The organism is Pelagibius sp. 7325 (assembly GCF_037652055.1).
Lineage (GTDB): Bacteria > Pseudomonadota > Alphaproteobacteria > Kiloniellales > Kiloniellaceae > Pelagibius.
Window position 1 is genome coordinate 515,982 of sequence record NZ_JBBKAH010000003.1, and the last position, 25,463, is coordinate 541,444.

Consider the following 25,463-nt stretch of genomic DNA (forward strand, 5'->3'; position numbering starts at 1 on the left):
TAGGGTCAGTTCCGATTCGCGATTCCGGCCTAAAGGTCTCCGGCGATCACGTCGCCCCAGTCCGCATGTATGTTCTCGATCAATCGCATACGCTCGATAGCGGCATCACCGATGCGCGCCGCCAGCGAGGCACAGAGGTAGGTCAGGAGGCTGACCGCCGCGGTCATGGAATCGAACATGGCGACGCCGATGGAGCGGCAGCGCAGGATCACGTCGGCGTTGGCGGCATCGCCGGGACTGGCGGTGTCGGTCAGCAGGATGACCCGCGCGCCCGCCCGCTTGGCCGAGAGCGTGATGTTGCGGAAAGCCCGGGTGCGGCGGCCGACGCCGCAGGCCAGCATGACGTCGGCGGAGGAAATCGAGGCGAACTCCTCCGGCACGGAGAAGCCGCTCAAGGGGATGATGCGGATGTCGGGACGCACCTTGATGAGCTGCGCACGCGCAAAGTGCACCAGCGGATAGTTGTCGCCAAAGCCCACCACCCAGAGCTTCTCTCCGTTCAGCAGCAGCTTGACCGCAGAGGCCAACTCGTCGGAGCGCTGCTGCTCCACCGTGCGGATGAGGTTCTGGACCTCGTTGTCGAGATGGGCGGAGATGCTGACGCCGCCGCTGCCGAACCCCGGCAGGGCGCTGGCCCGTTCCGCCGCCGGCGCCGCGGCCTGGGCGCGGACCTCCTGCTGGGCCGCCTTGAAGCTGGCGTAGCCGAGGCGCTTGAAGAAGCGCGCCGCCGTCGCCTTGGAAACCCCGGCATCGCGGGCGAGATCGGTGGCCGCCTCGTTGCGCAGGGTGGCGCCGTTCTTGAGGATCAGGTCGGCGAGACGCCGCTCGCCGCGCGGCAGATCTTCGTAGAGGTCCAGTATCCGCTTGTGCAGGGGGCCGCCGACCGCCATCCGCTTCGCTCCACTATCGTTTCATTTCTGAAACATCTTTGGCGGAGCGCCGCCGGACTGTCAATTCCTCGCCCGCCCAAGCGCGGCCGCCGCCTGTTATGGGGACAACCCAGCGTGGCGCAAAACGCATTGTACATTAACGCTTTGCTGCCCGATTTCTGAAATAGTCGCGGACAAACCCGGCGCAGGGGCCTCGGCGTCCCCTTTTCAGGCAACGCCGGTTTGGAAGGCATATCGATGGAAAAGATACTCGGGATCATCGGGATCGTCCTGGCCCTGATTTTCGTGTTGGCCGTGGTCCTGACCAGCTACGAGTCGGGGCAGCGCGACGCCAAGAAGGGCGCGGCCATGTTCGCCCTGGAGGCCGCGCAGGTCGACCGCATCACCATCGAGGGGCCCGACTACGACACCGCCGACCTGCTGCGCCGGGGCGACGGCTGGGTTTTGCCGGACCGCGGCGATTTTCCCGCCGACGCCCGCAAGGTCGACGACATGCTGCAACGCCTGCTGGCGATCCGTGAGGACTTTCCCACGGAATCGGACCCGGACGCGCTGATCCGCTTCAAACTGGCCGACGACGATTTCGAGCGCCGGATCACGCTGGCCAACGCGGGCGAGGTCCTGGCGACGCTTTACCTCGGCAGCCCGGAAGGGCCGCGACAGTCCCATGCCCGCCGCGCCGGCGAGGACACCGCCTACGCGGTCGCCTTCGGACTGTTCGATGCCCCGTCCGACAGTGACGACTGGACCGACAAGGGCGTGTTGCACCTGGCCGAAGGCAGCATCACCGATATCCAGATCAATGGCCTGCACCTGGTTGCCGCCATCGACCCCGCCGGCAAGACCCCGTGGCAGCTGCGGGACGGCGGACCGCAACAGACGCTGAACGTCAACGCCGCCGCACGTCTGGCCGAACGCCTGGCCGGGCTACGGGTCGAGCAGGTATTGGGCCGTGAGGCAGTGTCTGGCGACGGCCTCGACGCACCGAAGCTGCGCCTCAGCGTCACCCTGAAGGACGGGAGCCGCATCGACTACCGCCTCGGCCAGGCCGAGCTGACCGGCTTCTATACCCTGCAAGTCTCGAACTGGCCGGAGCACTTCCAGCTGTCGGCCTATGTCGCGCATCAGCTGATCGAAGCGGCACGGCGCGAGGTGCTGCTGGCCAAGCCGGAACAGCACGCCGCCGCGCGCGTCGCCCCGTAGCCTTCAGCGGCGGGGCTTTTCCGTCGCCTTCTTGCCCTTGTTGCCGGCGACTGGCGGCACCATGCCGGGAATGTAGCTATCCGACACAACGCTGCGGCAGTGCGCCTGGAAGGCCTCGACGAGGCGCAAGGGCTTCACCTGGGTCGCCGTCGCCATGCCCAGCCGCATGGGGCGCGGCTTGCCCGCCAGCGGCACGCGCACCAGCCGGCGCCCGTCGAGCGCCTGGTCGGAGCGCGGGAAGGCGTTGAACAGGCTGTAGCCGTAACCGTTAGCGACCATGGTGCGCACCACGTCCTGATGCGCCGAGCGTGCCTGGATGTTGGGTGCGAGGCCCTCGGCCATGAAGAGCGCCAGGAAGTATTCCCGGCTGAACGGCAGGTCCAGCAGGATCATCGGCTCGTCGGCCAGTTCGACGAGGCCAACCTTCGCTTTACCGGCGAAAGGATGACTCTCGCTCACCACCACATGCGGCGGCAGGGTCGCCAGCGCCTCGAAGGCGATGTCGTCGCTGAGCTGCAGGTCGTAGGTGATGGCGATATCGGTCTCCGCCTTGCGCAGGGCGTCCAGCAGGCGCTCCTGGTCGTCCTCCACCTGATGCACGAAGGTATCGGGGAAGGCCACCATGAAGGAATGCGACAGCTCGGGGATCACCATGGGCGCCAAGGTGATGAGGCAGCCGACGGTCAAGCGTCCGCGGATCTGACCGCTCGCTTCCCCCGCCGCGTCGTAGAGCGCCTCGGCCTGTTGCAGCAGCCCCTTGGCCTCGCGCAGCAGGCGCTTGCCCGCCGGCGTCAGCGACAGCCCCTGGGCATGGTGGCGCACGAAGAGCTGCACGCCCAGTTCTTTCTCCAGGTGGGAGATTGCAGTGGAGATTGAGGGCTGCGAGATGGCGATGCGCTCGGATGCCAGCGTGATGCTGCCGGTCTCCCCGGCGGCGACAAAGTATTCCAGCTGGCGAAGCGTGAAACGCATCGCCCAGGTTTACTCCAGCGCCGGGAGCTTGGAAAGCAAGCGCGGCTTAAGGATCGCCGGCAACACCAAAACCGGGCGCGCGGGTCGGGTCAATGGCGCGGGTGACATAGTCGTCGAGCTGCGGCTTGTAGATCTGCCAGAGTTTGGCCAGCGCGCCGATCGGGTCGGTCTCCTGCCAGTCGACGCGCAGGTCGGCGACGGGCCAGGCGACCTCGCGCACCAGAAGCAAGCCCGCCGAATGCACGGGGCCCGCCTCGCCGCCCGCGGCGAGGCCCGCTCTCATCGCCGTAATCAGGCGGTCGCCCAGGTGCCCGCTGGAGCCTTCGAAGATCGCTACCATGGCCTCGGGCACGTCGGTGCTGGCGAGGAGGTTGCCGCCAGCCACGGCGTCGCGTCCCTGTGCGGCCGCATGCACGCCCAACGTCCGCGCGCCCTCGAAGACGGCGGTGCGCCCGGCGCGGTCGATGGCGGTCAGCTGGCGGAACTGTATGTGCGGCGCGCCTGCCACGACCTGCCGGATCGCCTCCTCGGCGCCGACACCGCCGGCCATGAGGTCGAGGATCCAAGGACCCAGTGCCGGGTCGGTGATGTTCTGGCTCGCCACCGCGCCGACGCCGGCACGGGCAAAGGCGCAGCGCGCCGCAACCGCCGGCGAGGACGATGAGACGGCGAGCCCGAACATGCCGGTCTCCGCACAGCGCGCGGCGATCGAGAAGGTCATGCTACCCCCTTAAGGCGTCAGTCCGGAATGACGGCGGTACCGTCGATTTCAACGAGCCATTCGGGCCGCGCGAGTGCCGAGACGACCAGACCGGTGGAAACCGGATGCACGCCTTTGATGTATTCACCCATCGTGCGGTAGACGGCCTCGCGGTGGCGCACGTCGGTGATATAGACGACGACCTTCACCAGGTGCTCCATCCTGCCGCCGCACTCCTCGATCAGCTGCTTGATGTTCTGCATGACCTTGTGGGTTTGCTCGACCGGATCGTGACTGTCGATGTTCTTTGCGTCGTCCAGGTTCTGCGGGCACTGGCCGCGCAGATAGATCGTCCGCCCGCCTTGCGTGACCACGGCCTGGCAGAGGTCGTTGTCGAGCTTCTGCTCCGGATAGGTTTCCTTGGTATTGAACTTGCGAATTCGGGTATGCACCATCTTGGTCCCAGTCTCTTTCTCGATGACTATGCGCTTTCTGCCCGGCGCTCCGCCCGACTGCGGTATTGCCGATAACTGCGTTGCGTGGCGATGTGGTCCGCCACGTGCTTGGCGTCATGCCAGACGCCCCAGATGAAAGTGGACCCCCGGCGCGACTGCCATGGCAGCCCGAGGAAATAGATCCCCGGCTCGGAGGATACACCGCGCTGGTGCTTGGGCGCGCCCTGTTCATCGAAGGCGTCGACCTTCAGCCAGCTGTAATCGCGGCTGTATCCCGTTGCCCAGACGATCGAGGTCACACCGGCCTCGGCCAGGTCCAGCGCTAGGATCGGATCGGTGACGCAGTCCGGGGCCGGACCGATGACGTGGGCTTCCGGCTCTTCCGGAAGGTCCATGCCGTTGCGAACGATCCAGGCGTCGGCTTGCTCCAGCATCGAGAGGTAGTAGGCATCGCCATGCGCAATATTGTCCGCGAGATCCGGCGCGAAGGACAGCACGCCGTCCTTGTAGCCCTCCGTGCGGCCGACGAGCGTCATGCCCTGGGCGGCAAAGCGCCGAAAGTCGACCGTATGGCCGCCCTGGGCACCACTCACCGCGATGGTGACGTGTTCCTTGCCGGGCTCCAGGGCCTCGACGTCCCACAGGCCGAGCACCCCCAGCCACCAGCAGTAGTCGCGGCTGCGATAGGCGCGCGGCGGGCGATCGTGCGGCCCTACCGACAGATAGACACGCCGGCCAGCGCCCATCAGTTCCTCGGCGATCTGCGCGCCGGACGACCCCGCCCCGACGACCATCACCGCCCCCTCGGGCAGCTGGTCCGGATTGCGGTAGTCGAAGGAATGGATCTGGGTGAAGGGCGCCCCCGGGGGCACGACCGGCGGGATGACCGGGTGCTGGAACGCCCCGGTCGCCGCCACCACGTTGATCGCCTCGATCACCCCCTCGGAGGTTTCCACGCGAAAGCCGGGGCCGCCCAGGTTTCGTTCCACGGCCCGGACCTCGACGCCGCAGCGGATGGGGGCATCGATCCGCTTTGCGTAGTCGACGAAATAGTCCGCGACTCTCTCCTTGGAGGCGAAGCCATCGGGATCGGTATCGGAGAACTCCAGGCCCGGAAAGCGGTCATGCCAGGCCGGACCATTGGCAACCAGCGAGTCCCACCGGCCGCTGCGCCAGCGTTCGGCGATGCGGTCCCGCTCCAGGACAAGGTGCGGAATGCCGTTGGCGCCGAGGTGCTCGCTGGCGGCCACGCCGGCCTGACCGGCGCCGACGACGAGTGTGTCTATCGTCTCAATGGGCTTTTCAATGGGCATCTCCGGGTCCCTTGCTGACGTGCCTTCGCGTTCTCACGCCCTGGCGGCGGGCGGCTCACGGCTCGGATCATCGCGCCGAAGCCAGCCTCAGAAAAAGTATCCGTTTTGGAGCTATTGCTTCAATAAAACAAAATCAATGGCACCGACTCTCCCAGCTGGAGCCGCTGCGGCGGCAGCTTGCCGAATCGGCCGCGAGAGGCATGGCTGTCATCCGAGGAGACCTTGCCTGTCAGGACAACTTCAGGAATGTCCTCCAATTGCCATGGGGCGGTGGATTTGGCCGTTGCAATCCGCCCCTCGCCGCAGGAGGGTTGCGGCACCATTGAAAGCGGGAGATCAGGCGGTGGCGAAGGGCAAAGACTCTGAAGGAAAGATCTTCGTCGGCATCGGCGGCTGGACCTTCGAGCCGTGGCGCGGCACCTTCTATCCCGACGGCCTGGTGCAGCGCCGCGAGCTGGAGTACGCCAGCCGCGCGCTCTCCTCCATCGAGATCAACGGCACCTACTATTCCAGCTTCAAGCCACCCAGCTGGATGAAATGGCGCGACGAGACTCCAGAGGGCTTCGTCTTCTCGGTGAAGGCCTCGCGCTATTGCACCAACCGCAAGCAGCTCGCCGCCGCCAGGGACTCGATTGAAAAGTTCCTCGGGCAGGGCCTGCACCTGCTGGCCGACCGCCTGGGGCCGGTGAACTGGCAGTTCATGGAGACCAAGAAATTCGACGCCGAAGACATGGCCGACTTCTTCAAACTGCTGCCCAAGGAGATCGAGGGCGTGCCGCTGCGCCATGCCCTGGAGGTGCGCCACCCGTCCTTCCAGGATCCGGCCTTCTACGCCCTCGCGCGCAAGCACAACGCCGCCATCGTCTACGCCGATCACGAACGCTTCCCGGCGATCGACGAGCCGACCGCCGACTTCACCTACGCGCGCCTGATGCAATCCCGCGCGGAGGAGGAAACCGGCTACAGCAAGAAGGATCTCGGCCAATGGGCCAAGCGCGTGAAGGACTGGGCCAAGAAAGGCGACGTCTACGCCTATTTCATCTCAGGCGCGAAGGTGAAAAACCCGGCCGCGGCGGTGGCGTTCATGGAGAAGGTAGGGAAGTAGTGGTGCCCAGGGACGGAATTCAATGGACTGCCCGCCGCGGCGCCACGGCCGCAGCCGGGACTCCGCTTCACGGGATTTAGCCAGCTTGCGTGACGAAGCCCCGGTAGGTCTCAGGCTATGATCGCCGGCGCGGCGCTCTGCCCGGCGCCGGCATCATACTGCCAGATCGCAACCGGCGCGCGCCGGCCCCTCACTTCAGAGGAGGTGCTTTCGGTGAAGCCGGCCAGCAGGTTATCGTCGTGGCCCTCCTGCCGTACCGCCGCGACAAGGTCGCCGCTCACGATGAGCGGCGTATCATACTGCCGCGTCAGCCGTTCTATGCGGCTCGCCACGTTGACGACGTCACCGATGACCGTGAATTCAAGCCGGCGCTCGTCGCCGATGTTCCCGGCCACCACCGGCCCGTAATGGATGCCGATGCCCACCTGCAGCGGCGCAGCGCCACGGAGGGCCCGCTTGGCGTTCCAGCGCTCGATCTCCCGCAGCATCCCAAGAGCGCAATTCAAGGCGTTCGTTGCGTCCCTGTCACCCGGTTTTGGTGTTCCGAAGGTGGCCAGAACGGCATCGCCGATGTACTTGTCGAGGGTCCCGTGATGAGCGAACACAACCCGGCACATCCGCTGATGGAAGCCGCGCAGCAGGGCGATCACCTTTTCGGGCGGCATCCCCTCGGCAATGCTGGTGAAGCCGATGATGTCAACGAAAAGCACGGCGGCATTCTGCGTGCTCGCTTCGTCGAACGGCCGACCGGCGCGGGCCAGGCGGTCTACCAGATTGGGAGAGAAGTAGCGCGCCAGGTTGGAGCGCGCCTGTTCCGCCGCAACCTGGCGCAATACAAGGCGCCGTGAACGCCACACAGCCGCCGCGAGCAGCGCGGCGACGATCATCATCAATACCACCTCGTTCTGCCAGGTAACCACGTTGACGAAGTAGGGGCTGAGGAATCCGTCCGGGTCGGTAGGTCCGCTACCTGACCCGACGACGGTGTCCGGGCGCGCCCAGATCAGATAGACCCCGATACTCCAAGCCGCCGCCGCGGCGCTCCCACTCCACAGCACGTGCCCCGGCGAATAGCTGAGTGCCGCGCCGGCAAGGAAAACGAAGAAGTAAAGGAAGTTGTGAAAGCGCAGCATCATCTGCGGCGGCCAGGTCGTCTCAACGAATGGATTGGGTGCGAGCAAGGTGTAAGCCAGGAGCCCGGCATCCAAGAGAGCGATGACCGCAATGGCTCCAACGCCCCAGCGCCCATAGCGACGCAGCACGAGAGGTACGATACCCAGGATGATGAAGAGGGCGATCAAGCCAAAGTAGTAGAGCACCCGCGGCATGGGCACGCTGTAGGCGAGCCACGCGCCGATGACGAGCAGCACCGTCACGCGCAGGCGGCAGGAGAAAAGCAGACCAGCCGCTTCCTCGCGGCCGAAAGCCTCCTTGATCTCGACGTGTTCCGGAGGGCGTGCTGTCCACATGGTCCCTTGGCCCGCCGCCGGTTCGCGCCCCCAAAGGGCAGAAGCGTTGCGGCACGTGCTTCTAGGTGATGTCGGTACCGAAGCGTTTCAACAGCTGACAGACCCATCTGCGCCGCCCTATGACGCCTGCCAGGGCAGGCAGCGGGATCAAGGCCGGACTGCCGGCGTCTCGATCGGCAGGCCGGCTGCGCGCTGTCGAAGATACAGTTCCAGGTCGACCATTTCCGGCGCACCGTAGTCGAAAGGTTCCGCACGCACGCCGACCATGCAATTGCGGAACCGTCGCTGCAGGGAGCCGACCGTCTGCCATTCCAGCCGATAGACCGGATAGCCGGTCGGGTGCGCTTGCGGGATGAGACTGCCGCTGAGCCGCTGACCCCAGCGCGCATCGTGACAGTCCGCGCAGGCGAGATCGAGCTGCCCCATGCGCCGGCTATAGAGCCGACGGCCGCTATCGATGAAAGGCGTGAGCCGCTCGTCCTCGGACGCGGTCAGTGGCATGCCGCGCGACTGGTAGCCTATAAAGGCCGTCAGGGCGAGCAATTCCTGGCTCTCGAATGCCAGCGCCGCCGCTTCCTGGTGCCTGGTCCGGCAGAGATTGACCCGCCCTTGCAGGTCGACGGTACGTTCGCTCTGTTCGTCCAATTGCGGATAACGCGTGGCAACGCCGCGCATGACCGTTTCGGCGGCACCATGGCAGTCTGCGCAGGCCGTAGCGCGGTAGCCTGCGGGTTCTTGCCACAGCTGTTCCCCCTCCAGCACCCATAGCATCCCTGGATTGCTGGTATCGTCCTCCTGCAGCTGACGCGTCTGCGGCGAGACGAATTCGACGCCGGATCGCTTGTCATCTGGCGACGCAGCGTCGGCTTCTATCCACAGAACCCCAGCGAGCGGTGCAGCGCAGACAGCCAGAAAACCCTGCACCCAGCGGTTCATGCCACCACGATCTCCACACTCTCGCTCTGCGTCGCGCCGCTGTCGTCGGTCCATGCGAAGGTCAGTGTCCCGGAGCGCAGGGCCACGGTGGTGAAGGCGATCAGCGGATTGGCGGCCACCGCCGGGAACAGATCCGCCGAGAACACCTCTTCGCCATCGTAGGTGCAGACAAAGCGGGTGATGATGTTGCGGGGAATCGTCGTGCCGTTCGTGCCGGTGCGATAGCCGGTCTCCATCGGATGCGCGATCATCGTCTTGATCTCGATGATCTCGCCCGCCTTCGCCGTTTTGGGAACGTTGATCATACTGCGCATCACAGCAAATCCTCAATGCAGGCCGCCAGGGTCACGACTACGTTCGCTCTGGCAGACCACACGCTGCCGTCACTCATTTCCGCCAAGGCGACAATCGTCTGCGACGTAGCCAGCCTGACACGGGTAGATACCGCCGCGCGCCCCGCCCTCGGGCCGAGGTGAAAGACAACCATATCGGCCTGCGGATTCTTCTCGTTAAACAAGGCAATCCGCGTCACGTGATCCAGCTGGGTCATCGGGCTCTCCACGGCGATGGAGACGCCCACGGCGTTGCCGTTCTCCACCAGGGGCGGGATGTCGAAGCGCACGCGCCCGGCCTGCACTTCCCTGCCGCCGGCAAAGTCTGCGACCGCGGCATCCAGACCGGGTCGCGCCTGCGCCGGGCGCACCATCGCCAGAGCGGTAATGCCGATGGCGCCGGCCAGCAATGCGCGGCGACCCAGGCGGCCCCGCAGCGCCACTCTATGAACTGTATCGGGTTCGGCGCTCATGCCTCATTCCTTCAATGTCATCAGAAAGGCGACGATATCTTCGATCTCCTCGGCGGTGAGCACCGGCCTGCCCTGCCACGCGCGACCGACACGCGTGAGGCCATCGACCCGGTAGTAGGAGGGCATGATGCTGGACGGCGCAAGGCGCCGCATATCCACCACGCGCAATCGCAACTGGCCTTCGCTCAGGCGGGCGCCGACGCCACGCAGGTCCGGCGCCAGGGTTCCCTGTGCATGGGGCTGCGGAAACGGCCCGGTATGACAGAGCAGGCACAGGCTTCGGCGCCGGTCGGCGACCAGCGCCTCCCCGCGCGCCGCGTCGCCCGGCCGGCCGGTCAGCGGACGCTCGATGGCGTCGCCATCCACCCGGTAGTCCCTCAGGACGCCCTCCGCCGCGGCCGGCGCGCCGACCGCGATGGCCAGCACCGTCATGGCTGTCGCGCACCTTATCCGACCTCTCATCCACCCGGGCTTTCCTAACCGAATACGGCGGTGGTGATGGTATCAAACCACGCCTCCGCATAGCGTGCTTCTTGCAACCGGAAGGCCGGCCCCGCATCCGCGGGGCTGGTGCCGCCGGCACCTTCGACCTCCGCCAGCAAGCCACCGCGCGGGTGGTACACGCCGGCGACCGAGATCCCATAGTCCGGCGCCACCAGGCTGTAGCAGGTGTTCACCAGCTTCTGCGCGGACGGCACCTGATCGCGCAGAAGGTCGACGATCACGGCGGCGCAGACCTTGGCCTGGCTGTCGGCGGCGAAGGCCGATTTCGGCATGGCGCCTGCGATGGCGGCATCCCCGATAACGTGAATGCCCGGTTGCAGGCGGGATTCGAAGGTGACCGGGTCGATGGGGCACCAGCCGGTCTGGTCGGCGACGCCGGCCGCCGTCGCGATCGCCCCCGCACGCTGTGGTGGTATGACGTTGGCGACATCGGCGCGATGGCGCGCGAAGTCGGTGACTAGCATCATCGAGGCGGGCTGAACCTCGGTGACCTGCCCGCCGAACGAAAGCGACACCCATTCCAGCAGGCCCGGGTAGAGCGACTGCCAGGCCGCTTCGAACAGCCCCTGCTTGGAGAAACGGTCCTTGGCATCCAGCACGATCAGCTTGGAGCGCGGCTTATGTGTCTTCAGGTAATGCGCAATGAGGCTGGCCCGTTCGTAAGGTCCGGGCGGACAGCGATAGGGACTGGCCGGGACCGACATCACTACAACGCCGCCGTCGTCCATGGCCTCAAGCTGCCGGCGCAGGAGAAGGGTCTGCGCTCCGGCCTTCCAGGCATGCGGCATGGCTTCCGCTGCGACGGCATCGTAGCCGGGAGTGGCGTCGAAGCGCAGATCGATGCCAGGAGCCATCACCAGGCGCTGGTAGCTGAAGACCGTGCCATCAGCGATAGTGACGTGGCGGGACTCGGCATCCACCGCGACCGCCGCCTGCGACACGACGGCGACGCCGTCGCGCCTGAGCGCGTCGTAGCCGAACTGCTGGGCATCCATCTCACGCAGCCCGGCGATCACCGGATTGCTGAACGGACAGGCGGTGAAGCGCAGAGACGGCTCGATCAGCGTCACCGCCAGTTCCGGGCCCAGCCGCTTGAGGGTCCGTGCGCAGCTCGCACCCGCGAAACCACCACCGACCACCACGACGTGGGCCGGCTGCTGGCCCCGTACCCGCGGAGCATAAAGCGCCGCAGCGCCACTCGCCGCCAGACCCTTGAGAAACCACCTACGGCTGGCTGCGCCGCGCGGACTGCTCGCCACCTGCGGCAAACCACTCCGCGATCGCGTGAATCTCGTCATCTGAAAATCCCTTGGCGATGCGATCCATGACTGTGGCCGTGCGCTCGCCCGAACGATACTGAAGCAGCGCGGTGACGATCTCTTCGGCAGGACGGTCGGCCAGGCTGGCCACCGGGCCGCCGCTGCCCGCGGAAGCATGGCAGCCGGAACAGGAGACCGCGCCCGATGGCGCCTGCTGAGCCATCGCCGGGCAGCACAAAGCCACGGCCACGGCGACGAAGGTGAGGCCGCCCCACCCCATCGAAAGCCACCCGTACAAATTCAGAGGGCGCTCGGGATGAGGCAAGGCGGCCACAATCATCTCAGGTTGACCGCAGGTCGTGGTTCATCAGCGGCAAGCGGCGGATGCGCTTTCCGGTGGCGGCGAAGATGGCGTTCAATACGGCTGGCGCGGCCACGGCGATGGTCGGCTCACCAACCCCGCCCCAGAATCCGCCCGATGGCATGACGATGGTTTCCACCGCCGGCATCTCTGCCATACGCAGCACGTTGTAGGTGTCGAAGTTCTCCTGCTCGATGCGACCGCCGTCCACCGTGCACTCACCATAGAGGCACGCGGAAAGCCCATAGACGAAGGAGCCCTCGACCTGGCGCTCGACCTGGGCCGGATTGACCACATGGCCGGGATCAGTCGCGGCCACAATCCGGTGCATCCGCAGCACCCCGTCAGTCACGGACACCTCCGCGGCCGCGGCCACGTAGCTGCCGAAGCCCATGATCTGGGCAAGACCGCGGTGTACGCCCTCCGGCGGCGCCGTTTCCCAACCGATGCGCTCGGCAACGGCCTCCAGTACCGCCAGGTGCTTTGGATGATTGGCCATCAACTTGCGCCGGAAGGCCAGCGGATCCTGGCCGGCGGCATGCGCCAACTCGTCCATGAAGCATTCCATGTAGATGGCATTCTGGTTGAGATTTACCCCGCGCCAAAAGCCTGGCGGGATCGGCGGGTTACGCATGGCGTGATCGATCAGCAGGTTGTCGATCGAATAGCCGAGCGTATACTCGTCACCGCCGGCATGCAGGCCCTGGAAGACCACGGGGTCGCGCCCGCCCTGCATGGCCTGCGGGCGCACGGCGGCGAGAATCGACTGGCCGGAGATACGCATATGCAGGGCGGACAGGTTGCCGTCGGCATCCAGGCCGCCGGTAAGCTTGCACTGGGTTATCGGGTGGTAGGCGCCGTGCAGCATGTCCTCTTCGCGCGACCAGATGAGCTTGATCGGCGTGCCCGGCATCTGCTTGGCGATGCTGACCACCTGGCGCACATAGTCCTGGAAGTTGCCGCGCCGGCCGAAGCCACCGCCCAGGTGCAGCTTGTAGACTTCGCATCGCTCGACGGGCAGGCCCGACGCCTCCGCTACCGCGGCCAGGCTCGCCTCACCGTTCTGCGTCGGGCACCAGACCTCACAGCGATCGTCCGTATAGACCGCCGTCGCATTCATCGGCTCCATGGTGGCGTGGTTCTGGAAGGGAAAGGCGTATACCGCCGTCACGGTTTGCGCGGCATTGGCAAGGGCGCCGCGTGCGTCCCCGGCCTCGTTGCCAATGAAGGCCTCATCCGCCTCCAGTCCCTCGGCCAGCATCGCGGCGATTGTGTCACTGCTGACGCCGCTGTTGGGCCCGTCGTCCCACTCGATCGGGAGGTTGTCGAGCGCCGTCTTCGCCTGCCACCAGGTGGAGGCAACGACGGCAACCGATGTGTCATCGACCTGAACCACCTGCCGGACCCCCGGCATGCCTGAAACCGCGGCAGCATCGAAGCTGGCAACGCGGCCACCGAACACCGGGCAGGCGCGGATCGCGGCATTCAGCATGTTCGGGCGCACCATGTCGACGCCATAGATCTGCTTGCCTGTCAGCTTGTCGGCGGTATCGAGCCGCGGCAGCGGCTTGCCGGCGATGATCCACTCGCTCGGATCCTTCAGCGCCACCTCGGCCGGCGGTGTCATCGCGGCGGCGGCCGTTGCCACCTGACCATAGGTGACGCTGCGGCCGCTCGGACTATGGGTGATCACGCCCTTGGCCACGGAGCACTCGGCCGCCGGGACTTGCCATTCATCCGCGGCGGCGGCAATTAGCATCTCGCGCGCCGTCGCGCCGCCGCGCCGCACGTAGTCGTGGGACTCACGGATGCCGCGACTGCCGCCGGTCGAGAAGCTGCCCCAGACGCGGTTACGGGCAATGTTCTCGCCTGGCGTCGGATACTCCGTGGTGACCTTCGACCAGTCGCACTCCAATTCCTCGGCAACGAGTTGAGCAAGGCCGGTAAGAGTCCCCTGTCCCATCTCGGAACGGGCGATACGGATGACGACGGTATCATCCGGCCGGACCACGACCCAGGCGTTGATCTCGGGCGCGATGGCATCGGCCTGTGCCCCGCCGGGAAAGGGAACGCTGAAACCGAGAGAAAGGCCGCCTACGGCGGCGGCAGACCCGACGATGAAGTTGCGGCGAGTTACGGTTGGTGCGCTAAGCATTGTTGTCTCCCCCTCACCCGGCCTGGGTTTCGTCGTTGTCGGCCACCATCTTGATGGCGGCACGGACGCGGTTATAGGTTCCGCAGCGACAGATGTTTGTGATCTCGGCATCGATATCCGCATCCGTCGGATTGCCGTTCTGCTGCAGAAGCCCGACGACCGCCATGATCATGCCCGACTGGCAATAGCCGCACTGCGGCACGTCCAGGGCCAGCCAGGCCTTCTGCACAGGATGCGAGCCGTCAGGCGATAGCCCCTCGATGGTGACGATCTCCTGCTCCGGCATGATGGCGCCGATCGGAAGGACACAGGACCGTGTTGCGACCCCGTCGACGAGCACGGTGCAAGAGCCGCATTGCGCGATGCCGCAGCCGAACTTCGTCCCCGTCATGCCCAACTGTTCGCGCAGCGCCCAAAGGAGCGGTGTGTCCGGATCCACCTCGACATCGCGCGGCGCTCCGTTGATAGTCAAGCGAGCCATGGCTGTTCCCTTTCCTTTCGATTTCCCTGCTGTTTTCATGCGCAGCATCAATCGGCAACGGACGGCACCCAAGGGCGCCTTCGACTCCGGTCGGTCCCGGTGACGCAGGAGTGCAGCCTAGGCGCCAACTGTCCCCGAAGTATGTCCAGCCGCCCGGAAATTGTGGTGAATTCTCACCGGACGGCCCAGCGGCACACTTTGATACAAAGTTGCGACCCGACATCGGCGCCATGGCGCCGGCCGGACTACTGCGGACGATCCAAGGGCACGCGGTCCCGCGGCAAGCGGATCACCGCCCGCAGGCCGCCGGCCTGGCGATTGACGAGGACGATGTCGCCGCCGTGACTGCGCGCCATAGTGCGGGCGATAGACAAGCCCAGCCCGACGCCGCCGGTTGCCCTGCTGCGCGAGCTTTCCAATCGCGCAAACGGCGCAAAGACCTGCTCGAGCTGGGCATCAGGAATGCCCGGGCCGTTATCGTCGACGATGATTTCCAGCCACTCTTGCGACGGCTGCACGGCTACGCTGGCCGCGGCGCCATAGCGCACCGCATTTTCGATCAGATTACGGAGCGCCCGGCGCAGCGCGGCCGGCCTGCACCGGTAGGGCGTCCTCTCGCACTCGACGAAGGTGACGTCCCAGTCAAGGTCCGCAAGGTCGCTACAGAGGCTTTCGGCGAGTGCCGCCAGGTCAACCAGCCGTGTGGTCTCGCCGACGGCGTCCTCGCGCGCGAAGGCGAGCGTCGCCTCGGTAATCATCTGCATTTCATCTAGGGTGGTGAGAATCTTGTCGCGCATCTCCTTGTCGGCGACGAATTCCGCGCGCAGCCGCAGCGATGTGATCGGCGTGCGCAGGTCGTGGCCGATGGCAGCCAACATACTGGTGCGGTCGGCAACGAAACGCCGGAGGCGATCCTGCATGCGGTTGAAGGCTTCCGCGGTGCGGCGGACATCGCTGGGGCCTTCCTCCGGCAGATGGACGGTCTCCTCGCCGCGGCCGAAGGCTTCCGCGGCATAAGCCAGCCGACGCAGCGGCCTCGCGATACGGCGTGCCGCCAGAACCGCGATCAGCGAGAGAAGTATCGCGGTGATGGCGAGAGAGACGCTGGACTGCGACAGCCAGGCCGACCCGCCGGTGGGCTTCGCAAAGGCAACGTTCAACCATTGTCCGTTCGACAAGCGCACCGTGAGGCCGGACCCATAGGTGTCGTCCAGCCGCACATAGCGGGCCGGCCGGTGCAGCGCCCACGCCGCCGGGGACAATGCACTCCAGGACGCGGCTTCGGCAGCGATGGCCGGCCGGCCGACAATGCCGCTGCCGCTACGCGCCCCTTCGTCGCGCCCCGCCATCGTGTCCGGCTGTGGAGGAGCAACCTCCTGAGCCGGTCCGGCCGGCAACGGCTGCTTCAGCCGACGCCAGGCCTCCTGTTGCCAGGTCACAATGTCATCGGGGTTCTCGTCTGTCAGCCAGAAGCGCGTGTAATTGGTGCCGACGGCCTGAAGGATGCCGGCATGGTACACCCGTGGCGAACTCTCCAACAGGCGGGCGACCGAAGCGCTGCGAACCAGGAATTCCTCCTTCAGCACCTCCCGCAGCGCATGGCCGCGCTCGTCCCAGTAGATGAGGAAGCTGATGCCCTGGGACAACACCAGGGCGAGCAGCATGAACCCGATGAGCTGACCGGTCAGGCTGTTCGGCAACAGACGACGGCTCCACGAGCATGCTCTGCCGGCGCCTTGCTTCATGCCGGTGTGACCTCGGCCGCGAAGCTGTATCCACCGCCCCAGTGCGTCTTGATCAGCAGGGGATTCTTCGGATCCAGCTCGATTTTGCGCCTCAGCCGGCTGACCTGGTTGTCGATGCTGCGGTCATAGACGTCGGCCGCGCGCCCCACCGTCAGGTCGAGAAGCTGGTCGCGCGTCAGCACCATGCCCGGGTGATCGAGCAGCGCGGACAACAAGCGGAACTCAGCCGTACTGAGCGGCACCGCCACGCCGTCGGCGCTGACCAGTTCGCGGCGGCCGACCTCGAGAGTCCAGCGATCGAAGCGGATCGCCTTTCCTGGCGGCAGGGATTGTCGCGGCGGCAGGCTTTGAACGCGGCGCAGGACAGCCTTCACGCGGGCAAGCAGTTCACGCGGGTTGAAGGGCTTCGTGACGTAGTCGTCGGCGCCCATCTCCAGGCCGATGATGCGATCGGTGTCTTCGGCTACCGCCGTCAGCAGGATTATAGGCAGGTTGCCCGTGGTGCGCAGATCGCGGCAGACCGACAGGCCGTCCTCGCCCGGCATCATGATGTCGAGCACGATGAGATCCGGCGCGCTGCGTTGCAGCAGGCGCCGCAAAGCGACCGCGCTTTCGGCGACGCTCACGCGGTAGCCATGTTCGCCCAGGTAGCGGGCGACCAACTCGCGGATGTCCTTGTGATCGTCGACGATGGCGATATGAGGCGTCGGTTCCATCTGATGTCTTCACGCCCTATCGATCTCACCTATCGATACCACAAGCGCTTTGAAGCTGTGCCGGGTTTTTTTGTATCAAACTATGTCAGGGTGCCCCCTTGCGACCCTTCGCGGCGTTTGCCCTTTCCTTTCGGCAAACTTCTGCGACACCCCGACGTCAAGCTTGGATCCTGTGCAGCGTCAAAAGCGAACAGAAGGGACCGACCGATGACCACTCCGTTCCGCCTGTGCCCCACCCGGGCATGCCCTGTCCCGGCGCGGCGCTGCAGCGACCGGGTCCAAGTCTGCCCCGGCCATTGGCGGACGGCGCTGCGGCGCCAGCTGCGCGCAAGCCTGCTGCTGCGCTGCTTGGGCCGGCATCGCTAGCCGCGACCGTACCGGGAAGGAAAATTGTCCGCTGCCGTCCAAGGGCTCGCCGTCCGGGGGTAGGGACAGCCAGCCCGATCCAACAGGAGATCTCCATGCACTACGAGAACTACCACTGGCAGGATCATGCCCCGGACCATCATCGCCGGCGCGCTGACCTGGCATTGACGTTCGTCTTCGCCGTTCTCTTCTCCATCGGCAGCCTGGGGTCGCTCCCTGGCGGCCATGACGATCAGCGAACGGCTTCGCTCCCCGCTAACCTTCCGGCAGACCTGGATGCAGTGCAGGTCGCAAATGACGGTGAAGCAGTGCCTTTCCCCTGCCGCGGCTGACTCAGACCAGCCGTTCCTGGCCGCCGCCCGACGGGCACCTGCGGCACAGATAAGTCGGGCCAATTCGAACCCGATTCTTGCGCCTTAAGTTATTGAAATTGTTCATAAAAAGAAAGTGGTGCCCAGGGGCGGAGTCGAACCACCGACACCATGATTTTCAGTCATGTGCTCTACCAACTGAGCTACCTGGGCACTGGAGAGCGGGCCTTCGCGTTGGTATGGGGCGGTCATCTGTACCGCCGCGGCCCGTCCATCGGCTGCATCAGCAGCGACGCAGGCTTATAGGCCCTGGGGCCGGCTCTGTCCAGCCCTTCGGGGCGGATTTCTTGGTGGATTTCGGGCTGATTTTCCGGGGATTTGCCCGCGCCGGCCCAGCGACCCTGCGGCCTTCGTGAACGCGCCCCCAAGTCCCCTCAGGGCGCCAGGATCAGGCTTACGGTCAAAGGCCGGCCGGCGCGCTCAAGAGCCAGGACGACGGCCTGACCCGGCTTCTTCAGCTGGATGGCGGCGATGGCCTCGGCCACCTTGCGGACCGGTCGGCCGTCGACGGCAGTGAGGAAATCGCCGGCCTTGACCCCGGCGGCCTCGGCGGCGCCACCGGGCAGCACGCCGCGCACCTTGACGCCGGCGTGGCGGAAACGCTCGGCCTCGTCCAGGTCATCGAGGCCGAGCCCCGCCTTGCCGCGGCGAACCTGGCCGTGGTCTTTCAGATCCTCCATCACCCGGCGCACCAAGGCGGCCGAGGCGGCGAAGTTCACGCCGATGTTGGCATCGCTCTCCATGGTGAAGATGGCCGAGAGCAGGCCGACCAGGCGCCCCTCGCCGTCCACCAGAGCGCCGCCGGAAGCACCCGGGTTCACCACGGCGTCGGTCTGCACGAAGTCCTCCACGGTGTTGAAACCTGTGCCGGCGCGGTGGAGCGCCGAAACCACGCCGCAGCTGACCGAAAGATCGAGGCCGAACTGGTTGCCGACAGCGCAGACCGGCGCGCCCAGCTCCGGTTCCGGCGCGTAGGGCAAGGGCGGCAGGTCGCTATCGATCTTCAGCAGCGCGAGGTCGCTGGCGGCGTCCTTGCCGATCACCTCGGCGGCGGCATGGCGGCCGTCCGGCAGGCGCACGGTGACCGCGACCGCCTGATCGACCACGTGCAGCGCCGTCGCCAGGTAGCCACCGGGGGCGATGGCCACCGCCGTCCCCTCGGGCGCCGTGCCGGGCGGCAGGTCCGGCTGGCCGCCCTGAGGCTGGCCCGGCCACAGCGGCAGCACCGAGACGACGGAATCAAGGACCCCGGCCCTGAAGGGCGCCTCGAAAGCAGCGGCGGGCGCCGAGATGACGACGAGAGCGGCGAGGCTCAAAACCGCCCAGCGGCGCACCATCTAGAGATCCTCTTCGGCGTCTTCGGCGGCGGGTTCGGCCTCGGGGGCTTCGTTCGTCGGGATGGCGTAGATGCCTTTCACCCAACGCCCGAGATCGATGTCGGCGCAGCGCTGTGAACAGAAGGGCCGGAAGCGGTGTACCGCCGGCTTCTGGCAGATCGGGCACTTACGCGGGCCGCCGCCCTTGCGCGGCATCGGCACCACCCTGCTATCGGAATCGTCGTTGCTCATAGATTTAGTTTAACACGAGCTCGCAAGTCTCGACCAAGGGGTCCGGCGCGACATGAACGGCGCGGCCGAGACGCTGCTCCACGGCAACGAGCGCCGCCGCCTGGGCACCTCGCAGCGCCACCGCCACTTCCGGCGCGACCTTGAGGGTGATCGTCGTCACCACCCGTCCAAAAGCCCCGGCCGCCACCGCGCGCAGCGCCTCGTAGGCCAGCGTCTCCGGCGTCTTCACGCGCCCGGAGCCGGCGATGCCGCAGGGCCGGCAAAGCAACTCGTGCAGCGGCGGGCGGCCCCGCCGCCGGGTCATCTCCAGGAGGCCCGAAGGCGACACGCCGAAGACCTGGCAGGGCTCCGGGTCGTCCGCCACCGCCTGGCGCAGCGCGGCGGCGATCGCCTTGCGGTCATCGGGAGACTTCATGGTGAGAAAGTCGATAACGATGAGGCCGGACAGCGCACGCAGGCGTAAGTGGCGCGCGATGACCGGCACGGCGGCGAGGTTGACCGCCCTGGCCTGGGCGGCCGAACCGCCGCGCGCGTCGCTCCGTCCCGCGTTCACGTCGATGGCGGTGAGCGTCTGCCCCGGCTCGAAGAGCAGGGATCCGCCGGCAGGCAACGCCGCGCCCGGCGCCAGCAGCGCGTCGATCTCTTCTTCCAGGCCTTTGGCTTCGAACAGGGGTGTCGCGGCGCTATGCAGCGCCGCCTCGCAGTCCTTGCCGGCATGTTCCTTCAGTTGCCGCAGCAGCGCCGCGTCGTCGCAGACGATCCCCTGCGGCTGCGCCCGCGCGACGAGACCCGCCAAGGCGCCCTGCCCGGCCGCCAGCCGCGCCGGAGCCTTCAGACCCTTAACATCGACGTCGATGCCCTTGGCGGAGACCCGCGCGCCCTTATCGTCGGCGGGCGCGCGCAGGACTTTTACGGCGACAGGCGTTCCTTCCGGCGGCACCGCACCGCCGGAGATTGCACCGGGCATCTCCTTACGCGGCAGCAGCCCGGGACGCTCCAGGCCGAGGTCGACGAAGGCACCGTCGAGGCCCTTGTCGAAGCGCTGCACCTTGGCCAGGAAAACGTCGCCGGCCTCAACGCCTTTGCTCTCTCCTGGCGCGTCGCGCAGGATCAGCAAGTCATCCAGCAGATCGTCGCGAAGGACGGCGGCACGGATCTCACCAGGCAGCGCGGAAACGAAGAGTTCGGCCATCGTCGGATCACGTCCGACTACCGGGACGGTAGCCGAGGCCGCTCAGGAGATTGCAGGTCTCCACCAGGGGCAGCCCGACCACGTTGGGATAGGATCCGATGATCTTTGGGATGAAGGCTGCCGCCTTGCCCTGGATGGCATAGCCGCCTGCCTTGCCCTGCCACTCGCCGCTGGCCAGGTAAGCGCGGATTTCTTCCTCCGAGAGCCGCTTGAAGAAAACCGCGGTGGTGACCAGCACCTGCGCGCGCCGGCCGTCGGGCGCCTGCACGGCAACACCGCCCAGGACTTTGTGGCGGCGGCCGGAAAGCAGTTCCAGGCAGTGCCGCGCCTGCGCCTGCGTCTCCGCCTTCGGCAGGATGCGGCGGCCGACGGCGACCACGGTGTCGGCGGCCAGCAGGAAAGCACCCGGATGGCGCGACGCGACGGCGTCCAGCTTGCCGGCCGCAACGCGGCGCGCATAGAGGTGCGGCAGCTCGCGTTTCCGCGGCGTCTCGTCGATGTCGGCGGGGTCCACGTCGGCAGGCATGAAGCCGACCTGCTGCAACAACTGCAGACGCCGCGGCGAGGCCGAGGCGAGCACCAGCGGCGCCGGTTCAGGTCCAGGATCGATCTGGGCCTGCAGCGCTCTTACAGCGGATTGCTCCGGTCGGACGGCGGCCATGCCCTGGCCCGTCCGCTCACTTATAGCGGAAGGTGATGCGGCCCTTGCTCAGATCATAGGGCGTCATCTCGACGTTCACGCGGTCGCCCGCCAGAACGCGAATGCGGTGCTTGCGCATCTTGCCGGCGGTGTGCGCCAGCACTTCATGGTCATTGTCCAGCTTCACGCGGAACATCGCGTTGGGCAGCAGCTCAACGACGGTACCTTGGAATTCCAGCAGATCTTCCTTGGCCATCTGTCCTTCTTATCTTGCCTAATCTCGGCGACTCATGGTCGCGCCGCCGCCGCGGCTTCTCGCGCCGGCCCGGTTCGTCTCCGCCCCCCAAGGCAGTTTTCGCGCTTTTCGGGAGAGCGCGCGGATCATACAGAAAACCGCCGGAGAGGACAAACACCCCTGTTAGATACCAAGAAGCAGCGAAAGTCTTTGATTTTACTGCAACTTTCCCTTGGAGCGGTCAGTGCGCCGGCTTCAGGTCCAAGGTGAAGCGCTCCTCGATGCGCTTTTTCAGCTGGTCGCGCACATCCCGGTAGGCCTGCAGGCGGGCCGCGCGGTTGCCCTCGACCAGGCTGGGGTCGAAGGTGTTCCAGAACTCGACGTCGCAGGCCATGGTGCGGGTCAGCTCGACCGCCTGGTGCTGGGCCTCCGGCGACAGCGAGATGATGAGGTCGAAGGAGGTGTCCTCCAGGTCGTCGAAGGACTTGGCCCGGTGCCTGGAGAGATCGATGCCGATCTCGTCCATCACCTCCACGGCGAAGGGGTCGATCTCGCGGGCGCGCACCCCGACCGAGTCGACGTAGATGCGGTGGCCGAGCAGATGCTTCAACAGCGCCTCGCCCATCGGTGAGCGCACGGAATTCATCGTGCAGGCGAAGAGGACGGCTTCGGGAAGATCGCCCACGTGATCCTAACCCCGGATATGCAGGACGCAGATCAGCGTGAACAGCCGGCGCGCGGTGTCGAAGTCGATCTCGATCTTGCCGTCGAGGCGCTCGCGCAGCAGTTCGGAACCTTCGTTGTGAAGGCCGCGCCGGCCCATGTCGATCGCCTCGATCTTGGCAGGGCTCGACGTCTTGATCGCCTCGTAATAGCTCTCGCAGATGGCGAAGTAGTCGCGCACCACGCGGCGGAACGGCAGCAGCGGCAGCGCGACCGTTTCCAGGGGGGTGTCGGCCTCGGTGAGGATCTCCATCTGCAGGCGGTTTTCGGCGATCGAGAGGTGCAGGTGATAGGGGCCGTTGTAGTCGCCCTGCGGGCGGAAGGCATTGTCCTCCAGCAGATCGTAGATGGCGACTGCCCGCTCGTGCTCGACCTCTGGGCTGCGCCGGATCACCGCACTGTCGTCCAGCGTGATGCTGGTCAGCCGTTCACTGCCCTTCGGCTGAACTTCTTCCGGCCGGGCGTCATCTTCTTCGGCGTCGCCATTCTCGGAATTTTCGGTCATCCCCGCTAACTCGCTCTTTCGTCAGGAGGGCTCCGGGTTGGCCGCGAGGCGGAGCGCCACGGAGTGCGCGTGGGCATCGAGACCCTCGGCCTGCGCCAGCCGCACGGCAGCCGGACCGATCACGGCCAGCGCCTCGGCCGTGCAGCCAATCAGCGAAGAACGCTTCATGAAATCCAGCACCGAGAGGCCCGATGAAAACCGCGCCGAACGCGCGGTGGGCAGCACGTGGTTCGGTCCCGCCAGATAGTCGCCAATTGCCTCCGGCGTATAGCGCCCAAGAAAGATGGCGCCGGCGTTGCGCACCTTGGCGGCCAGGGCATCGGGATCCGCGACCGCCAGCTCCAGGTGCTCCGGCGCCACGCGGTCGATCAGCGCCACCGACTCGTCCAACGTGGCGACGGCAATGATGGCGCCGTGCGCCGCCCAGCTCTCCCGCGCGATGGCGGTGCGCGGCAGAGTCTGCAACTGCTTTTCCACCTCGGCGGCGACGGCATCGGCGAAACCGGCATCGTCGGTGATGAGGATCGACTGCGCGGCGGCATCGTGCTCTGCCTGGGACAGCAGGTCGGCGGCGATGAAGTCCGGCCGGTTGTCGGCGTCGGCCACCACTAGGATCTCCGAGGGGCCGGCAATCATGTCGATGCCCACGGTGCCGAAGACCTGGCGCTTGGCGGCGGCGACGTAGGCGTTGCCCGGGCCGACGATCTTGTCGACCTTGCCGATGGTCGCGGTGCCAAAGGCGAGCGCCGCCACCGCTTGGGCGCCGCCGACACGGTAGACTTCTGTGACGCCGGCGAGCTTGGCGGCGGCAAGGACCAGCGGCACGACTACCCCGTCGGGCGTCGGCACCACCATGACCAGGCGCTCGACGCCGGCAACCTTGGCCGGCAGCGCGTTCATCAGCACCGAGGACGGATAGGCCGCAGTGCCGCCCGGCACATAGAGGCCGGCGGCCTCCACCGCGCTCCAGCGGTGGCCGAGCCGCACACCCGCCGCATCGTGGTAGTCGAGATCTTCGGGCTTCTGGCGTCGGTGGTAGTCGGTAATGCGTTCGGCGGCGAGTTCCAGCGCGGCAACGGTCTCCCGGTCGCAGGCGTCAACCGCCTTGTCGAGGTCGCGCTGCGGGATGCGCAATTCGGCCGCCGTCAAGCTGAGCCGGTCGAAGCGCCGGGTATAGTCGAGGAGGGCCGCATCGCCACGGTCGCGCACGTCCGCAACAATCGCCGCCACGGTGGCGTCGACATCTGCCGAGGCTTCGCGCTTGCTGTTCAGCAGCGCAGTGAAGTCGGCCTCGAAGCCCGCGGCGGCAGAGTCGAGCCTAAGCGGCATCGGCGGCCTCACGGAAACGCTCGACCCAGCCGGTCAGCTCTTCCGAGCGCGTCTTCAACGCTGCCCGGTTGACGATCAGGCGGGACGTCACCTCCGCGATGGTCTCCACCTCGACAAGGTCGTTGGCCTTCAGCGTCGAGCCGGTGGAGACCAGGTCGACGATGCGCCGGCACAGGCCGAGCCCCGGGGCCAGTTCCATGGCGCCGTTCAGCTTGATGCACTCGGCCTGCACGCCGCGCGCGGCGAAATGCCGCCGGGTAATCCCCGGGTACTTGGTGGCGACGCGGATGTGGCTCCAACGGCTCGGGTCGTCGCTCTCGGCTAAGCGGCGCGGCGCGGCAACCGAGAGGCGGCAGTGGCCGATCTTGAGGTCGACCGGGGCATAGAGCTCCGGATAGTCGAACTCCATCAGCACGTCGTTGCCGGCAACGCCCAGGTGGGCGGCGCCGAAGGCCACGAAGGTGGCCACGTCGAAACTGCGCACGCGGATGATGTCGAGGCCCGGATGATTGGTGGCAAAGCGGAGCTGACGGGCGCCATCGTCGTCAAAAGCCGCCTCCGGCTCGATGCCGACATGCGCCAGCAACGGACTTAATTCCTTCAGGATCCGGCCCTTCGGGACAGCCAGGATCAAAGGCTCGTTTGGCGAGGCATTCGGGGGGGACAAGACAGGGCTCCGCTTCTCAAGAACTGCTAGAGGCGACCGCCCGCACGGGAGCGGGCCGCGGCGGCCCTTGGTATGGCGATTTTTCCCCGGAATTGCCACTCACTTTTGCCGTGACCGGCCCGGGCTTTTGCCGTGACCGGCCCTGGCTTTTGCCGCTAGCGGGCCAGCCGCGGCGCAGCCGGACGGCTAAGAGCGCTCGTTTTCCGAGGCTTTTTCAGCCACCGCCGGCTCCCAGTCGTGCTGGGGGCGCCAGCGGGTCGGCCAGGGATGGCCGATGTCCTCCAGGTGGCAGCGGATCGCCTCGACCTCCAGGCGCACCGCGGCCTCGCCGGCGAAGATCAAGGTGATGGCGTCCGGCTGGGCGGTAATGGTGAGCAGGCTGAGGATCTCGTCCTTGCTGCCGGGCGCCAGCCCCCGGTAGCGCACCCGCGCCACCTTATCGAAGCAGAGGCCGCTGTTGACCCGCTCGAATGGCGGCGCCGTGCCCGCTTCGTCGGCGAAGGCGGCGTCCTCGCCCTCGGGCTGCGGCTCGGGCGCCGCTGGGCGAGGGTCCTCCGCAGGGTCTCCGTGCCAGCGAAAGCGGTTCGCGACCAGGACGAAGCGTTTTTCCTTGGCCAGATACTTCATGTCGCCCAGGGGGACCAGGGCGTCCTGCAGCAGGGCGGCAACCACGTCCATGTCCGCAGGGTCGCGAGCGCGCAGTTTCAGCGGCTTGTCGTCGCTCATGACGGCCTTACCCTCGCAATGCTTCTCCGGTATCCCACTATAACCCCAAATTCGTACCATCCCATGCCGGCA

Annotated in this window: 29 protein-coding genes and 1 tRNA gene; 3 read left to right on the forward strand and 27 right to left on the reverse strand. The window is 66.6% G+C overall.

Annotated features, from left to right (window positions below):
* Positions 1-29: 29 nt before the first annotated feature.
* Positions 30-890 (reverse strand): MurR/RpiR family transcriptional regulator, encoded by an 861-nt coding sequence (locus WDC82_RS11445; protein ID WP_340117447.1) that lies wholly within the window; start codon positions 888-890, stop codon positions 30-32.
* Positions 891-1,127: 237 nt separating this feature from the next.
* Here WDC82_RS11445 and WDC82_RS11450 point away from each other — a divergent pair, with 237 nt between their 5' ends.
* Positions 1,128-2,093, forward strand: a complete 966-nt coding sequence (locus tag WDC82_RS11450; RefSeq protein ID WP_340117448.1) for a DUF4340 domain-containing protein — start codon at positions 1,128-1,130, stop codon at positions 2,091-2,093.
* Positions 2,094-2,096: 3 nt separating this feature from the next.
* On the opposite strand, the gene WDC82_RS11455 is transcribed toward WDC82_RS11450, so the two are convergent.
* Genes WDC82_RS11455 through WDC82_RS11470 form a run of 4 tightly spaced genes read right to left on the reverse strand, consistent with a single transcriptional unit; the run spans position 2,097 to position 5,533 of the window.
* Entirely contained in the window at positions 2,097-3,065 is a 969-nt protein-coding gene (locus tag WDC82_RS11455; RefSeq protein ID WP_340117449.1) for a LysR substrate-binding domain-containing protein, read from the reverse strand.
* A 46-nt stretch (positions 3,066-3,111) separates the two neighbouring features.
* On the reverse strand, positions 3,112-3,786 hold the full coding sequence (locus tag WDC82_RS11460) for a DUF1028 domain-containing protein (RefSeq protein ID WP_340117450.1): 675 nt from the start codon (positions 3,784-3,786) through the stop codon (positions 3,112-3,114).
* 17 nt (positions 3,787-3,803) lie between these two features.
* Positions 3,804-4,220 carry a RidA family protein gene (locus WDC82_RS11465; RefSeq protein WP_340117451.1) on the reverse strand — a complete coding sequence of 139 codons (417 nt, stop codon included), beginning with the start codon at positions 4,218-4,220 and terminating at the stop codon, positions 3,804-3,806.
* 26 nt (positions 4,221-4,246) lie between these two features.
* Positions 4,247-5,533: an NAD(P)/FAD-dependent oxidoreductase gene (locus WDC82_RS11470; protein ID WP_340117452.1), complete on the reverse strand. Its 1,287-nt coding sequence runs from the start codon at positions 5,531-5,533 to the stop codon at positions 4,247-4,249.
* Between the two features lie 343 nt (positions 5,534-5,876).
* Here WDC82_RS11470 and WDC82_RS11475 point away from each other — a divergent pair, with 343 nt between their 5' ends.
* Positions 5,877-6,638, forward strand: a complete 762-nt coding sequence (locus tag WDC82_RS11475; RefSeq protein ID WP_340117453.1) for a DUF72 domain-containing protein — start codon at positions 5,877-5,879, stop codon at positions 6,636-6,638.
* A 110-nt stretch (positions 6,639-6,748) separates the two neighbouring features.
* On the opposite strand, the gene WDC82_RS11480 is transcribed toward WDC82_RS11475, so the two are convergent.
* From WDC82_RS11480 to WDC82_RS11530, 11 genes are all read right to left on the reverse strand, one after another.
* A complete protein-coding gene (locus tag WDC82_RS11480; RefSeq protein ID WP_340117454.1) occupies positions 6,749-8,107 on the reverse strand; it encodes an adenylate/guanylate cyclase domain-containing protein in 1,359 nt (452 codons plus the stop codon).
* Between the two features lie 147 nt (positions 8,108-8,254).
* Complete coding sequence (gene soxA / locus WDC82_RS11485; protein WP_340117455.1) at positions 8,255-9,043, reverse strand: sulfur oxidation c-type cytochrome SoxA; 789 nt, start codon at positions 9,041-9,043, stop codon at positions 8,255-8,257.
* Positions 9,040-9,357 carry a thiosulfate oxidation carrier complex protein SoxZ gene (soxZ, locus tag WDC82_RS11490; RefSeq protein WP_340117456.1) on the reverse strand — a complete coding sequence of 106 codons (318 nt, stop codon included), beginning with the start codon at positions 9,355-9,357 and terminating at the stop codon, positions 9,040-9,042. The genes soxA and soxZ overlap by 4 nt, the downstream gene beginning before the upstream one ends.
* Entirely contained in the window at positions 9,357-9,848 is a 492-nt protein-coding gene (locus tag WDC82_RS11495) for a SoxY-related AACIE arm protein (RefSeq protein WP_340117457.1), read from the reverse strand. Before WDC82_RS11495 ends, soxZ begins: the two co-directional genes overlap by 1 nt.
* Positions 9,849-9,851: 3 nt before the next feature.
* Positions 9,852-10,280: a sulfur oxidation c-type cytochrome SoxX gene (gene soxX, locus WDC82_RS11500; RefSeq protein ID WP_340117458.1), complete on the reverse strand. Its 429-nt coding sequence runs from the start codon at positions 10,278-10,280 to the stop codon at positions 9,852-9,854.
* Between the two features lie 44 nt (positions 10,281-10,324).
* On the reverse strand, positions 10,325-11,611 hold the full coding sequence (locus tag WDC82_RS11505) for an NAD(P)/FAD-dependent oxidoreductase (RefSeq protein WP_340117459.1): 1,287 nt from the start codon (positions 11,609-11,611) through the stop codon (positions 10,325-10,327).
* Positions 11,577-11,951 (reverse strand): hypothetical protein, encoded by a 375-nt coding sequence (locus WDC82_RS11510; RefSeq protein WP_340117460.1) that lies wholly within the window; start codon positions 11,949-11,951, stop codon positions 11,577-11,579. The genes WDC82_RS11505 and WDC82_RS11510 overlap by 35 nt, the downstream gene beginning before the upstream one ends.
* Before the next feature lies 1 nt (position 11,952).
* Entirely contained in the window at positions 11,953-14,127 is a 2,175-nt protein-coding gene (locus WDC82_RS11515) for a molybdopterin cofactor-binding domain-containing protein (RefSeq protein WP_340117461.1), read from the reverse strand.
* 13 nt (positions 14,128-14,140) lie between these two features.
* Positions 14,141-14,608, reverse strand: coding sequence for a (2Fe-2S)-binding protein (locus tag WDC82_RS11520; RefSeq protein ID WP_340117462.1), 468 nt, complete (start codon positions 14,606-14,608; stop codon positions 14,141-14,143).
* Between the two features lie 245 nt (positions 14,609-14,853).
* Entirely contained in the window at positions 14,854-16,308 is a 1,455-nt protein-coding gene (locus WDC82_RS11525; RefSeq protein WP_340117463.1) for an ATP-binding protein, read from the reverse strand.
* Positions 16,309-16,349: 41 nt separating this feature from the next.
* Positions 16,350-17,069: a response regulator gene (locus tag WDC82_RS11530; RefSeq protein ID WP_340117464.1), complete on the reverse strand. Its 720-nt coding sequence runs from the start codon at positions 17,067-17,069 to the stop codon at positions 16,350-16,352.
* Positions 17,070-17,530: 461 nt separating this feature from the next.
* Here WDC82_RS11530 and WDC82_RS11535 point away from each other — a divergent pair, with 461 nt between their 5' ends.
* The gene (locus WDC82_RS11535) at positions 17,531-17,767 is read left to right on the forward strand and encodes a hypothetical protein (RefSeq protein WP_340117465.1); all 237 of its coding nucleotides are present in this window, start codon (positions 17,531-17,533) and stop codon (positions 17,765-17,767) included.
* A 116-nt stretch (positions 17,768-17,883) separates the two neighbouring features.
* Here WDC82_RS11535 and WDC82_RS11540 read toward each other — a convergent pair.
* The 11 genes from WDC82_RS11540 to WDC82_RS11590 all read right to left on the reverse strand — a co-directional run bounded on the left by WDC82_RS11540 (position 17,884) and on the right by WDC82_RS11590 (position 25,391).
* Positions 17,884-17,959 (reverse strand) — tRNA-Phe (locus tag WDC82_RS11540).
* 221 nt (positions 17,960-18,180) lie between these two features.
* A complete protein-coding gene (locus WDC82_RS11545; protein WP_340117466.1) occupies positions 18,181-19,143 on the reverse strand; it encodes a trypsin-like peptidase domain-containing protein in 963 nt (320 codons plus the stop codon).
* Positions 19,144-19,374 (reverse strand): DNA gyrase inhibitor YacG, encoded by a 231-nt coding sequence (locus tag WDC82_RS11550; RefSeq protein ID WP_370661545.1) that lies wholly within the window; start codon positions 19,372-19,374, stop codon positions 19,144-19,146.
* A gap of 4 nt (positions 19,375-19,378) precedes the next feature.
* The gene (locus WDC82_RS11555; protein ID WP_340117467.1) at positions 19,379-20,566 is read right to left on the reverse strand and encodes a ribonuclease E/G; all 1,188 of its coding nucleotides are present in this window, start codon (positions 20,564-20,566) and stop codon (positions 19,379-19,381) included.
* A 7-nt stretch (positions 20,567-20,573) separates the two neighbouring features.
* The gene (locus WDC82_RS11560; protein ID WP_340117468.1) at positions 20,574-21,227 is read right to left on the reverse strand and encodes a nucleoside triphosphate pyrophosphatase; all 654 of its coding nucleotides are present in this window, start codon (positions 21,225-21,227) and stop codon (positions 20,574-20,576) included.
* 16 nt (positions 21,228-21,243) lie between these two features.
* Positions 21,244-21,462 (reverse strand): translation initiation factor IF-1, encoded by a 219-nt coding sequence (infA, locus tag WDC82_RS11565; RefSeq protein WP_340117469.1) that lies wholly within the window; start codon positions 21,460-21,462, stop codon positions 21,244-21,246.
* 220 nt (positions 21,463-21,682) lie between these two features.
* Positions 21,683-22,126, reverse strand: a complete 444-nt coding sequence (locus WDC82_RS11570; protein WP_340117470.1) for an arsenate reductase ArsC — start codon at positions 22,124-22,126, stop codon at positions 21,683-21,685.
* 6 nt (positions 22,127-22,132) lie between these two features.
* Positions 22,133-22,669 (reverse strand): UPF0262 family protein, encoded by a 537-nt coding sequence (locus WDC82_RS11575; protein ID WP_340117471.1) that lies wholly within the window; start codon positions 22,667-22,669, stop codon positions 22,133-22,135.
* 21 nt (positions 22,670-22,690) lie between these two features.
* Positions 22,691-23,998 (reverse strand): histidinol dehydrogenase, encoded by a 1,308-nt coding sequence (hisD, locus tag WDC82_RS11580; RefSeq protein ID WP_340117472.1) that lies wholly within the window; start codon positions 23,996-23,998, stop codon positions 22,691-22,693.
* On the reverse strand, positions 23,988-24,665 hold the full coding sequence (hisG, locus tag WDC82_RS11585) for an ATP phosphoribosyltransferase (RefSeq protein WP_340117473.1): 678 nt from the start codon (positions 24,663-24,665) through the stop codon (positions 23,988-23,990). Before hisG ends, hisD begins: the two co-directional genes overlap by 11 nt.
* A gap of 186 nt (positions 24,666-24,851) precedes the next feature.
* A complete protein-coding gene (locus WDC82_RS11590) occupies positions 24,852-25,391 on the reverse strand; it encodes a DUF2948 family protein (RefSeq protein ID WP_340117474.1) in 540 nt (179 codons plus the stop codon).
* Positions 25,392-25,463 lie beyond the last annotated feature (72 nt).